The organism is Microbacterium radiodurans, from assembly GCF_008710705.1.
GTDB lineage: Bacteria > Actinomycetota > Actinomycetes > Actinomycetales > Microbacteriaceae > Microbacterium > Microbacterium radiodurans.
On the sequence record NZ_VYRZ01000002.1, the window covers coordinates 139,668 to 152,183 of the forward strand.

The 12,516-nt window shown below is 72.4% G+C and carries 10 protein-coding genes and 2 riboswitches; of the genes, 4 read left to right on the forward strand and 6 right to left on the reverse strand.

Features of this window, described 5'->3' with window-relative positions; all coding sequences use genetic code 11:
• Positions 1–43: 43 nt before the first annotated feature.
• Genes nadC through F6B42_RS06485 form a run of 4 tightly spaced genes read right to left on the reverse strand, consistent with a single transcriptional unit; the run spans position 44 to position 4,468 of the window.
• Positions 44–904, reverse strand: a complete 861-nt coding sequence (gene nadC / locus F6B42_RS06470; RefSeq protein ID WP_150419540.1) for a carboxylating nicotinate-nucleotide diphosphorylase — start codon at positions 902–904, stop codon at positions 44–46.
• Positions 904–2,448, reverse strand: a complete 1,545-nt coding sequence (nadB, locus tag F6B42_RS06475; RefSeq protein ID WP_150418822.1) for an L-aspartate oxidase — start codon at positions 2,446–2,448, stop codon at positions 904–906. The genes nadC and nadB overlap by 1 nt, the downstream gene beginning before the upstream one ends.
• Complete coding sequence (gene nadA / locus F6B42_RS06480; RefSeq protein ID WP_150418823.1) at positions 2,445–3,770, reverse strand: quinolinate synthase NadA; 1,326 nt, start codon at positions 3,768–3,770, stop codon at positions 2,445–2,447. Before nadA ends, nadB begins: the two co-directional genes overlap by 4 nt.
• On the reverse strand, positions 3,767–4,468 hold the full coding sequence (locus F6B42_RS06485; protein WP_150418824.1) for an NUDIX hydrolase: 702 nt from the start codon (positions 4,466–4,468) through the stop codon (positions 3,767–3,769). The genes nadA and F6B42_RS06485 overlap by 4 nt, the downstream gene beginning before the upstream one ends.
• A 110-nt stretch (positions 4,469–4,578) precedes the next feature.
• On the opposite strand from F6B42_RS06485, the gene F6B42_RS06490 reads away from it, so the two are divergent.
• From F6B42_RS06490 to gcvP, 4 genes are all read left to right on the forward strand, one after another.
• Positions 4,579–5,751, forward strand: a complete 1,173-nt coding sequence (locus tag F6B42_RS06490; RefSeq protein WP_150418825.1) for a MarP family serine protease — start codon at positions 4,579–4,581, stop codon at positions 5,749–5,751.
• A 67-nt stretch (positions 5,752–5,818) separates the two neighbouring features.
• A riboswitch (glycine riboswitch) is annotated at positions 5,819–5,910 on the forward strand.
• 1 nt (position 5,911) lies between these two features.
• A riboswitch (glycine riboswitch) is annotated at positions 5,912–6,015 on the forward strand.
• 51 nt (positions 6,016–6,066) lie between these two features.
• A complete protein-coding gene (locus F6B42_RS06495; protein ID WP_150418826.1) occupies positions 6,067–7,248 on the forward strand; it encodes a glycine cleavage system aminomethyltransferase GcvT in 1,182 nt (393 codons plus the stop codon).
• A complete protein-coding gene (gene gcvH, locus F6B42_RS06500) occupies positions 7,245–7,628 on the forward strand; it encodes a glycine cleavage system protein GcvH (protein WP_150418827.1) in 384 nt (127 codons plus the stop codon). Before F6B42_RS06495 ends, gcvH begins: the two co-directional genes overlap by 4 nt.
• A complete protein-coding gene (gene gcvP, locus F6B42_RS06505; protein WP_150418828.1) occupies positions 7,625–10,492 on the forward strand; it encodes an aminomethyl-transferring glycine dehydrogenase in 2,868 nt (955 codons plus the stop codon). The genes gcvH and gcvP overlap by 4 nt, the downstream gene beginning before the upstream one ends.
• 67 nt (positions 10,493–10,559) lie before the next feature.
• On the opposite strand, the gene F6B42_RS06510 is transcribed toward gcvP, so the two are convergent.
• Positions 10,560–11,543, reverse strand: coding sequence for a type IV toxin-antitoxin system AbiEi family antitoxin domain-containing protein (locus tag F6B42_RS06510; RefSeq protein WP_150418829.1), 984 nt, complete (start codon positions 11,541–11,543; stop codon positions 10,560–10,562).
• A 207-nt stretch (positions 11,544–11,750) separates the two neighbouring features.
• On the reverse strand, positions 11,751–12,497 hold the full coding sequence (locus tag F6B42_RS06515; RefSeq protein ID WP_223878390.1) for a CPBP family intramembrane glutamic endopeptidase: 747 nt from the start codon (positions 12,495–12,497) through the stop codon (positions 11,751–11,753).
• Between the last annotated feature and the right edge of the window lie 19 nt (positions 12,498–12,516).

Below are 12,516 nucleotides of genomic sequence, written 5' to 3' on the forward strand. Positions count from 1 at the left end.
CGGCTCGTGCGTGAAGCGCGCTCACGACGCGCTCACGACGCGCTCACGACGCGCTCACGGCGAGGTCGAGGCCGAGATCGAGGGCGGCGGCCGAGTGCGTGAGAGCACCGACCGAGATCACGTCGACGCCTGTCCCGGCGATCGCGCGCACGGTGTCGAGTCTCACGCCTCCCGATGCCTCGACCACGGCGCGACCGGCCACCTGGTCCACGCCGCGGCGAAGGTCGTCGAGCGAGAAGTTGTCGAGCATGATCGTGTGGATGCCGGCTGCCAGCACCGGCTCGATCTGCTCGATGCGATCGACCTCCACCTCGACGTGGGTCGTGTGAGGGAGTCGGGCGATCGCCGTTCGGAGGGCCGCGGTCACATCGCCGGGCCCGGCGCCGGCGAGCACGCCCAGGTGGTTGTCCTTCACCATGACGGCGTCCGAGAGCGAGAAGCGGTGATTCGATCCGCCGCCGTCGCGGACGGCCGCCCGCTCGATCGCTCGGAGACCGGGTGTCGTCTTGCGGGTGTCGGCGATGCGGACGCCGGTGCCGGCCACGGCATCGACGTAGCGGCGAGTGAGCGTCGCGATCCCCGACATGCGCTGTGCGAAGTTCAGTCCGATCCGTTCCGCGGTGAGCACCGCGCGCGCCGGTCCGACCACCGTGGCGACGACATCCCCGGCGCGCATGCGCGCGCCGTCGGCGAGGTGCTGCTCGACCGCGCAGGTCGGATCCGAGAGGGTGAAGGCGGCCGCGAACACGGCACCGCCGCTGAACACTCCGTCCTCCCGCGTCACGAGCCGGGCCGTCGCCCGCGCATCGGCGGGGATGAACGTCTCGCTCGTCAGATCGCCCCACGGCGCGTCCTCGTCGAGGGCGGCCGAGACGGCACGGGCGATGTGGGCGGGGGTCAGCATCACGCGGCCTCTTCTCGGCGGATGTCGTCGGAGCGGTGGTGCGCACCGAGGGACGTCGGGCGCGCGATCGCCGCGGCGACCACGGCACGCGCCACGCTGAGCAGGTTGCCGTCCTCGAGCGCAGCGATCGACCCGTCGGGAACGAAGCTCCGGTGCCACCGCTCGAGCTGGAAGGCCGCGCGCTCGAGGCCGGCGGCGTCGCGCGCGAGCCCGGCGTCGCGCCACATGAGTCGTTGCAGCTCCGGGCGGGAGAACGGTCCTGGGGATCGATCGAGGGCGGAGGGCGTCGTCGAACCGGTGACCGCAGCGACGCCCGCCACCGTGGCTGCCGGCATCCGCACCGGCCCCGGCCCGTCGGTGTCCCCGGTGTCGCCGACGGCCAGGCCGGCCCGGGCACCGAACACGGCGGCCTCGAGCAGCGAGTTCGATGCCAGGCGATTGGCCCCGTGCACGCCCGTCCGCGCGACCTCGCCGACCGCGAAGAGGCCGGGGACGCTGGTGCGGCCGTCGAGGTCGGTCGTCACGCCGCCCATGAGATAGTGCGCGGCGGGGGTGACCGGTACGCCCTCGCGCGACCAGTCCCAGCCGCGGGCGCGGACGGCCGCGTCGACCGTCGGGAACCGCTCGGCCAGGAACGCCGCGGTTTCGGCGCGGGTCGGACGGATGCCGGTGGCATCGAGCAGCACGGGGGCGCCGTGCTGCCGCGCCATGGCGGTCGCGATGGCCCGGGCGACGACATCGCGCGGTGCGAGTTCGCCCGCCGGGTGCGCGTCGAGGGCGAACCGGCGGCCGTCGGCATCGCGCAGGACCGCGCCCTCGCCGCGCACGGCTTCGGACACGAGTGTGCCGTCCGCCAGCGCGGTCGGGTGGAACTGGACGAACTCGAGATCGGCCGTCTCGGCACCGGCGCGCAGGGCGAGCGCGATGCCGTCGCCGGTCGCGACCGCGGGGTTCGTGGTGTGCTCGAACAGCTGACCGGCTCCGCCCGTCGCGAGCACGACCGCGTCGGCGGGAAGCGTGCGGCGGTGTCCGCCGACGAGGATCTCGACCCCGCGGGCGCGACCGCCGCGCACGACGACATCGGTCGCGAATGCGTGCTCGAGCAGCTCGACGGGTGCGTCGCGCACCGCGGCTGAGAGCGCCTGCTGGATGGCGGCGCCGGTCGCATCCCCGCCGGCGTGGAGGATGCGGGCGAACGAGTGCGCACCCTCGAGCCCTCCGCGCAGGACGCCCGTGGCGTCGCGGTCGAACGCGACGCCGCGTGTCACCAGCTCGCGCACGACCGCCGAAGCGCCTGCGACGAGGGTGGCGACCGCCGATTCGACGGCGAAGCCGGCTCCGGCTCCGAGCGTGTCGGACGCGTGCGCTGCGGGCGAGTCGCCGGGGAGCACGGCGGCGGCGATGCCGCCCTGCGCGCGTGCCGTGTTGCCGTCGCCGAGCGCGGCCTTCGTCACGACCGTCACGAGGCAGCCCGCCGCGGCCGCGTGAAGCGCGCACGTGAGACCGGCCAGACCCGACCCGATCACGACGACGCGCCTGGTCACGGCCGGGCCGCCAGCATCCGGTCGAGCGCGACGCGCGCGGGAGCGGAGACGTCGGCCGAGACCGTGATCCGGTTGGGCGTGCGGCCGGCGACGAGCTCTTCGAGAACCCAGGCGAGGTACCCGGGGTGGATGCGGTACATCGTCGAGCACGGGCAGACCACGGGATCGAGACAGAAGATCCGGTGCTGCGGGTACTCGGCGGCGAGCCGCTGGACGAGGTTGATCTCGGTGCCGATCGCGAAGGTCGTCGGAGTCGTCGCCGCGGCGATCGCCTTGCGGATGTAGTCGGTGGAGCCCGACTCGTCCGCTGCGTCGACGACCTCCATCGGGCATTCGGGGTGCACGATGACGCGGACGTCGGGATGCTCGGAACGGGCCTTGTCGATCTGCCCGACGGTGAAACGTCGGTGCACCGAGCAGAACCCGTGCCAGAGGACGACCTGCGCGTCGGCGAGGGTCTGCTCGTCGGTACCGCCCCACGGCCGGCGCGGGTTCCACATCGGCATCCGGTCGAGCGGGACGCCCATCGCCTTCGCGGTGTTGCGTCCGAGGTGCTGGTCGGGGAAGAACAGCACGCGCCGTCCCCGAGCGAAGGCCCACTCGAGCACCGTCCGGGCGTTCGACGACGTGCAGACGATGCCGCCGTGGCGACCGACGAAGCCCTTGATCGCGGCCGAGGAGTTCATGTACGTCACGGGGATGACGGGGAGCAGGCCATCGGCGTCGGGGGTGTCGAGGTCGCCGTAGACCTCGGCGAGCTGCTCCCAGCAGTCCTCGACGTCGTCGATCGAGGCCATGTCGGCCATCGAGCAGCCGGCGGCGAGGTTCGGGAGGACGACGGCCTGCTCGGGGCGTGAGAGCAGGTCGGCCGTCTCGGCCATGAAGTGCACGCCGCAGAAGACGATGGTCTCCGCCTCGGGGTGCGCCTGCGCCGCCCCCGCGAGCTGGAAGGAGTCGCCGACGTAGTCGGCGTGGACGACCACCTCCTCGCGCTGGTAGAAGTGCCCGAGCACGACGACCCGGTCGCCGAGCGCCTCCTTCGCGCGACGGATGCGGTCGTGGAGATCCGCCTCCGTGGCGACGCGGTACGGCGCGGGCAGCTCGCCCTGACGCGGGGCGCCGGTCGGGATGACGTCTCCCATCGACGAGCCCGGTCCGTAGCCGGGCCGCACGTCGAAGTCCCACGGCCCGGCCGCCAGGTCCGTGGTGCACGTCTCGGCCGTCGACGCGCCGGTGACGATGGCCTGGATGCCGTGATCGACGCTCGGGTCGAGCGGACGAGCGTCGTCGGGGCGCGGGATGAGGGTGAGGGGCGAGGTCATGACGGGTCCTTCGGCGCGGGGAGCGGGCCGCGGTCGGCGAGCTCGACGTCGTGGTTGTAGCGGTACAGGCGCGCCGGGCGGTGGCTGCCCGTGCGGAAGTCGTCGGTCGGGATGAGTGTTCCCGAGCCCTCGACCTGGCGGCGGAAGTTGGCGGGGTCGAGCCGCCTCCCGCCGATCGCCTCGTAGACCTCGCGGAGGTCGGCGAGGGTGAACAGATCCGGCAGCAGGCCGTGGGCGATGCGGCTGTAGCCGACCTTGTTGCGCAGACGCCACAGTGCGTAGTCGACGATGTGGGCGTGGTCGAAGGCGAGGGGCGGCAGCGCGGCCGCGTCGAACCAGGCGACGTTCTCGTCCGCGGGGAGCGGAGTCGCCGCGATCTCTTCGCGCACGAGGGCCCAGTAGACGATCGACACGACGCGGGAGGGGGAGCGGTCGGGGTCGCCGAAGGCGTAGAGCTGCTCGAGGTAGCGCGGGGCCAGGGCGGTCGTCTCGCCGAGTGTGCGGGATGCCGCGGCCTCGAGTCCTTCGGAGCGGCGCAGCCAGCCGCCCGGCAGCGCCCACTGCCCGTCGTGCGGATCGCGCGTGCGCCGGACGAGGGGCATGACGACGTCGGGTACGGCGCCGTCATCCCGGTGGCGGAGGCTGAAGATCACCGTCGACACCGCGACGCGGATCGCCCCGTCGTCGGTTTTTGTCATCTTGACCATAAGTCCTCCGAGAACGATCTTAAGGTGCGCCGCACCCGAAGGGCAAACCGGGGTACTCCCAGCGACGCCGCGTACCCTGGAGACCCACCCGAGGAGGTCCCGTGCTGCTGGTCGACGTTCTCGTCGTGATCCTCCTCGTGGCCGCTCTCGCCATCGGCGCCACGCGCGGCCTCGTGGCCATCGCGGGCTCACTCGCGGGTCTCGTCGTCGGGTCGCTGCTGGCGGTCTGGGCGATCCCGCTGATCGCGCCGGGCGTCGCCGACTGGGAGTACCGCTCGCTCGTGCTCACCGCGTGCGCGATCGGCATCATCGCGCTCGTCACGGTGCTCGGCACCGCCGTGGGGGCGGCACTGCGGCGCGGAGTCGAGCGGGCGAAGCTGCGCGTGCTCGACCGGCTCCTCGGTGCCGGTGCGGCGACGATCGCGGGCGCGCTCGTGCTCCTCCTCGGGGCCGGTGCCGTCACCGCGAGCGGGATGCCGGTGGTGTCGACCGCGGTCGCGTCGTCCCGAGTGCTCGGCTTCATCGACGCGCTCACGCCCGACCCGGTCGACTCGGCGCTCGCCGAGGTGCGCGGTTTCGTCGTGGACGAGGGGATCCCGCGCATCGGCGAGCTGCTGCGCCCGGAGGTCGAGCCGACGGCGCCGCCTGTCGCGCTCGATGATCCCGAGTTGGAGCGGGCCGCGGCCTCCGTCGCCCGCATCAGCGGAACCGCCTACGCGTGCGGCGTGTCGATGACGGGCTCCGGCTTCGTCGCCGGCTCCGACCTCATCGTCACCAACGCGCACGTCGTCGCAGGAGTCGACGCTCCGCTCATCGAGCTGCCGGGCCAGAGCCCGCGCGAAGGACGGGTCGTGGCGTTCGACCCGGTCCACGACCTCGCGATCATCGCCGTACAGGACCTCGCCGCCGCGCCGATCCCGATCACCGCGCCGGTCGCGGCGGGCACGGCCGTCGCCGTCCAGGGATACCCGCTCGGCGGACCGTTCACGAGCGGGTCGGCCTTCGTCGTCTCGGTCGGTGTGGCTCCCGTCGCCGACATCTACGACGCCAGCCGGGCCCCGCGCGAGATCTACGCCCTCGACGCCGACGTCCGGCCCGGCAACTCCGGCGGGCCGCTGCTCACCGCCGACGGGACGATCGCCGGTGTCGTGTTCGCGCGCGGCGCCGACGACGAGCGTCGCGGGTACGCGATGACCACCGATGAGCTGCTGCCGGTTCTCGAATCCGTGGACGCCGGCTCGCCCGCCGTATCCTCGGGCCGCTGCACATCCTGACCGCATTCGGGTCTCGGCGCAGCGGCGCCGTGCCGCTATGCTGATCGCGCAACTGAAGACAGGCCGCATGACGCACGCGGGAGAGCTCCGGCATCCGCCGGGCACCGAAGGAGCAAGCCTCCCCGCCAATCTCTCAGGTCCGTGTACCGCGCACGTCCGGCCGCTCTGGAAAGCGATCTCGATCGAGATCCGCCCACGGTGAAAACCGGGTGCCGCCTGCGCAGGCGACCCCGGTGAAGCTCTCAGGCCCAAGACAGAGGGGGAGTTCCCGGATGCCGTGGCCGCGGCATCCGCCCGCCCGTCACGGGAGAACTCATGTCAGAGCCCCGCTCCACCGTCCTGCACCATCGTCACGCCGACCTCGGCGCCTCCTTCACCGACTTCGGCGGCTGGCTCATGCCGGTGCGCTACACGTCCGACCTCGCCGAGCATCACGCCGTGCGCGCCGCGGCGGGACTGTTCGACATCTCGCACATGGCCGAGTTCTCGGTCGAGTACGGCGATGCCGCCGGCTTCCTCGACCACGCCCTCGCGGGCCGCATCTCGTCGATGCGGGTGGGCAAGGCGAAGTACTCGCTCGTGCTCGCGCCCGACGGCGGCATCGTCGACGACGTCATCGTCTACCGCACCGGTCCCGTGGCCTTCCTCGTCATCGCCAACGCGGGCAATCGCGCTGCCGTCGCCACCGCCCTCGCGGCCGCCGTCGAACCCTGGCGGGCGTCCCGGCCCGCCCCGGGCGTCGACAGCGCCGATGGTTCGTTCGCCTTCGTCGTCGGTGGCGAGGTGCCGCACATCACCGACATCACCGATCAGATGGCGCTCGTGGCCGTGCAGGGCCCCCGCGCGCTCGAGGTCGTCCAGGCCGTCGCTGAGATCGAGGTGACGGGCGTGCCGCTCGCCGAGCTCGGCTACTACGCCTTCACGACCGCGGAGTTCGACGGCCGGTCCGTCGTCATCGCCACGACCGGCTACACCGGCGAGGCGGGATTCGAGCTGATGATCCCGGTCGCCGCCGCGGAGGGGCTCTGGGACGCCCTGCTCGCGGCAGGCGCGCCGTTCGGACTGGTGCCTGCGGGGCTCGCCTCGCGAGACACGCTCCGTCTCGAGGCGGGGATGCCGCTGTACGGACACGAGCTCTCGCGCGCCGTCACGCCCACGCAGGCCGGACTCGCCCGCGCCGTCGCCGACGACAAGGCCGACTTCGTCGGGAAGACGGCACTCGCCGAGCGATCGGACGCCGGCGCTCCCGTGCTCGTCGGTCTCGCGGCCGAGGGCCGCCGCGCCGGTCGCGCCGGCTACGCCGTCATCGATGCCGACGGCCACCGCGTCGGCGAGATCACGAGCGGGGCGCTCAGCCCCACCCTCGGCCACCCCATCGCCCTCGCGTACGTCGACCCCGCGGCATCCCAGCCCGGCACCGAGCTCGCCATCGACGTCCGCGGCACCATCATCCCCGCCACCGTGACCCCGCTGCCGTTCTACCGGAGGAAGAAATGACCGATCTCGACGCCCTGAAGTACACCTCCGAGCACGAGTGGGTCGACCTCTCGGGCACGACCGCGACCGTCGGCATCACCGATTTCGCCGCCGAGAAGCTGGGCGACGTCGTGTACGTCGACCTGCCCGCCGTGGGGAGCGTCGTCACCGCCGATCAGGTCTGCGGCGAGATCGAATCGACGAAGTCGGTCGGCGAGCTCTACGCCCCGCTGAGCGGCCGCGTCGTCGAGATCAACGACGCCGTCGTCGACGACCCGTCGCTCGTGAACGCAGGGCCGTTCGGCGAGGGCTGGCTGCTGCGCATCGAGGTCGACCCGGCCGACGCCGACGGACTGCTCGATCGCGCCGCCTACGCCGCGCTGACCGGCGGAGACGCATGAGCACCGACTTCGCTGCCCGCCACATCGGCACCGACGGGGCGGCGCAGCGCCGCATGCTCGACGCGCTCGGCTACGACGCTCTCGACGACCTCGTCGGACGAGCGGTCCCGTCGGCGATCCACGCGGCTCCGCCGGCCGACAGCGTGATCCCGCCCGCCGCGTCGGAGGACGAGGCGCTCGCGGAGCTCCGAGCGCTCGCGGGTCGGAACGGGTCGGCTCGGTCGATGATCGGGCTCGGCTACTACGACACGCACACGCCCGCGGTCATCCAGCGGAACGTCCTCGAGAACCCGTCGTGGTACACCGCCTACACGCCGTACCAGCCGGAGATCTCCCAGGGGCGGCTCGAGGCGCTCATCAACTTCCAGACGATGGTCACCGACCTGACCGGTCTCGCGACGGCCGGGGCGTCGATGCTCGACGAGTCGACGGCGGTCGTCGAGGGGATGCTCGTCGCGCGCCGGGCGTCGAAGAGCCGCTCGTCGGTCTTCCTGGTCGACGCCGACGCGCTGCCGCAGACCAAGGCTCTGCTGGCGCACCGGGCCGACGCGGTCGGCATCGAGCTGCACGAGGTGGAGATCACGGCCGACGCGGCGGCGCTGCCGGAGGCTTTCGGCATCCTCATCCAGTACCCCGGCGCGTCCGGACGTGTCGTCGATCCGAGCCGTGCGATCGCCGCTGTCCAGGAGCGCGGCGGCCTCGTCGTCGTCGCCGCCGATCTGCTGGCCCTCACCCTGCTGCGCTCGCCCGGCGCACTGGGCGCCGACGTCGCGGCCGGTACGACGCAGCGCTTCGGGGTGCCGATGGGTTTCGGCGGCCCGCACGCCGGCTATCTCGCGGTGCGCGCCGGTCTCGAGCGACAGCTGCCGGGGCGCCTCGTCGGCGTCTCGGTCGACGCCGCCGGCGACCCCGCCTACCGGCTCTCCCTGCAGACCCGCGAGCAGCACATCCGGCGCGAGAAGGCGACCTCGAACATCTGCACTGCGCAGGTGCTCCTCGCGGTCATGGCGTCGATGTACGCCGTCTACCACGGCCCCGACGGCCTCCGCCGGATCGCCGAGGTCGTCGCCGGACGCGCGGCTCTCCTCGCCGAGTGGCTGATCGAGGCCGGCGCCGAGGTCGTCCACGAGACCTTCTTCGACACGCTGACTGTCCGCGTCCCCGGTCGCGCGGACGAGGTCGTCGCCACCGCGCATGACCGCGGCTATCAGCTGTGGCGGTGGGACGCCGACACCGTCGGCATCTCGGTCGACGAGACCACGACGACGACCGATCTGCACGTGGTGGCGCAGGCCTTCGGAGGCCCGGCGCAGCGCGCGTTCGGCTTCGCCGCGGGCGCGCTCTCCGCACGGCACACCGACGCGTCGCTCGCTCGCGACGACGAGTACCTCACGCACCCGGTGTTCAACACGCATCGGTCCGAGACGGCGATGATGCGGTACCTCAAGCAGCTCGCCGACCGCGACTATGCGCTCGATCGCGGCATGATCCCGCTCGGCTCGTGCACGATGAAGCTCAATGCGGCGACCGAGATGGCGGCGGTGTCGTGGCCCGAGGTCGCGCGGGTCCATCCGTTCGCTCCGGCCGACGATGTGCGCGGATACCTCGATCTCGTCGACCAGCTGGAGTCGTGGCTCGCCGAGGTCACCGGTTACGACGCCGTCTCGCTGCAGCCGAACGCCGGATCGCAGGGCGAGCTGGCCGGGCTCCTCGCGATCCGGGGCTATCACCGCTCCCGCGGTGACGAGGCGCGCGACGTGTGCCTCATCCCGTCGTCGGCCCACGGCACCAACGCCGCCTCGGCCGTCCTGGCCGGGATGCGCGTGATCGTGGTCGCGTGCGACGAGGCCGGCAACGTCGACCTCGACGACCTCCGCGCGAAGATCGCCGCGCACGCCGATGCGCTCGCGGCGCTGATGATCACGTACCCGTCGACCCACGGCGTCTACGAGCACGACGTGCTCGCGATCACGGGGGCGGTGCACGACGCCGGCGGCCAGGTGTACGTCGACGGCGCGAACCTCAACGCCCTGCTCGGCTACGCGCGCTTCGGCGACCTCGGCGGCGACGTCTCCCACCTGAACCTGCACAAGACGTTCGCGATCCCGCACGGCGGCGGCGGACCGGGCGTCGGCCCGGTGGCCGCCAAGGCGCACCTCGCGCCCTTCCTGCCGTCGCATCCGCTCGCTCAGCGGGCCGAGCACGCGGGCGGATTCCTCTTCGACGGCGGACCGGTCTCGGCCGCGCCGTACGGCTCGGCGTCGATCCTGCCGATCTCGTGGGCGTACGTGCGCATGATGGGGGCGGCCGGGCTGCGGGCGGCGACCGGTGCCGCGGTGCTCGCGGCCAACTACGTCGCCGCGCGGCTGCGGGATCACTACCCGGTTCTGTACGCGGGAGAGGGCGGACTCGTGGCGCACGAGTGCATCCTGGACCTGCGTCCGCTGCGCGAAAGCACCGGCATCACGGTCGACGACGTCGCCAAGCGGCTGATCGACTACGGCTTCCACGCCCCGACGATGTCCTTCCCGGTCGCCGGAACGCTCATGGTCGAACCCACCGAGTCGGAGGATCTCGCCGAGATCGACCGGTTCGTCGAGGCGATGGTCGCGATCCGGGCCGAGGCCGATCGCGTCGCGGCGGGGGACTGGCCCGCGGACGACAACCCGCTCGTCGGTGCCCCGCACACGGCGGTGTCGACCGTGGTGGGCGAGTGGCGGCATCCGTACACGCGCGAGGAGGCGGTCTACCCCGTCCGTTCCCTCGTTCGCACGAAGTACTGGCCGCCCGTCCGCCGCATCGACCAGGCCTACGGCGACCGCAACCTCGTGTGCTCCTGCCCGCCGCCCGACGCCTTCGCCTGACCCCGCCGCCTCCCGCCTCCGCGCGCCTCCGCCCGCGAGACAGCACTGTCGCGCCGAGACGATGGGTTCAGCCCGCGCTCTCGGCGCGAGAGTGCAGTCTCGCGCCGAGAGCACTCGGGCGGAGCGCACTGCGGGAGCGGACGAGGCGGGCCAGATCCGGCGGCCGGATGCGGCGGACCCCCGCGGCGGTGAGGATGCTGTCGAGCCGGTCGAATTCGACGGCATCCGACCAGCCCCAGTGGAGGACGTGGCGACTGCCCGCCCTGCGGAGGCGAGCGTCGCGGTCGCGTCGAGCGCGCAGGAGTTCCGCGGCGTCGCCGAATCTGCCGTCGTACTTGAGGTCGCCGTCCGCCTCCCCGACGATGCGGTCCTCGGGCCAGCGGAAGTCCACGCGGTCCGGGCCGATGACGACCTGCAGTTCCGGTGAGTCGAACCCCAGGAGTTCCGTGACGCCACGGCTGACCGATTCGAGCGACGATTCGGGCACGGGGGAGGCGCGCTCGAGAGACCAGCGGGCGAGGCGCCGTCCGCGGCTGCTGCGTCGTACCTCGTTCAGGCCGACGAGGTCTGCCGCCGAACCCGGAAAGGCGCGAGCTGCGTCGGCGACACTGAGGCTGAGCAGTTCGGGTCGACTGCGGGCGATATCGACCGCGCATTCGGCGGCACTCGTGAGTGCGATCGCCCCCATCTCGATGATCTCGCGTGCGTCGTCGGTCGTATGGACGCGTAGCCCACCCCGGTCGCCTCCGGTAGATCTGCCGTCCGCGAGCACGTGCACTTCCGCAGGCTCGCCGATGATCGGCATCCCGAGGAGAACCGCAGCCGACTCGTGGCTGAAGACGACGCCGGTGCGCAGCAGGGCCACAGCGTGCACGCGCGCGAGGTAGCGGTCCCAGGGCGCGAGCTGCCTCCAGGCGTCTGCGGGCGCGTACACCCCGCGGCGCACCGGCACGAGCTCCCCGGCCCTGACCGCTCGGTCGGGGTGCGGGATGCCGCGAGCGCGCAGCAGCGCGACGGGCGATGGACGCAACACGGGAATTCGATGAGTCATCCGGTCACGCTGCACCCGGCGGCCCACCGAGCTCGCGCCCTCGCACCCGCCCGGGCACAGCGCGTCGTCCCAGCCGCGCTGTGGAGGAGCCCCGGGTCCGGTTGCCCTCCCGCGAGACGTCAGTTTCGCGCCGAAACCGCGGGCGAACGCCACGCTCTCGGCGCGGAAGTGCTGTCTCGCGGAAACGCAGGGCGCGGACGGGGTGGGTCAGAAGAGGGCGGGCCACCAGGCTACGGCGAGCGGGTAGCCGATGAAGGCGATGAGGTCGATCAGCACGTGGGCGACGACGAGGGGCATGACTCGCCCCCAGCGGTGATACACCCAGCCGAAGACGATGCCCATCGCGATGTTGCCGAAGATCGGACCGATGCCCTGGTAGGCGTGGTAGGCCCCGCGCAGCGCCGCGGTGCTCAGGATGATCGTCCACGTGCTCCAGCCGAGGCGGCGCAGCCGGTCGAAGAGGTAGCCGATGAAGATGACCTCCTCGGTGAGTCCGGCCCGGAGAGCAGCGAGAGTCAGGAGCAGGATCGCGGTCCACGCGCCGTCGAGGGGCGCGGCACCCACCTGCACCGTGATCCCGAGCGCGCGACCGAGCGCGTAGAGGCCAAGGCCCGGCACCCCGATCACCACGACCAGAAGGATGCCGCCGCCGACGTTCCGGCCGAACATCCGGAAGTCGAGGCCGATCCGGCGGAACGCCGAGCACCCGGGCTGCCACAGGAAGTAGATCGCGAGGGCGACGGGCGCGAGGTTGAACAGATGCGAGAACACCTGAGACACGATCGACCACGGGTCGATCGTCGCGGCCCCCGGATTCAGCGAGGTCGACTGCTCGCCGAGGCTCGCCTCCCGCGTGAGAGCCTGCACGAGCGAAAGCACCGAGAAGAAGGCCGAGCGACCCACGGATACCGCCAGGACGAGGGCGATCTCCCACCAGAGACGAGTGCGTGACACGTGCATCATCCTTCAACCC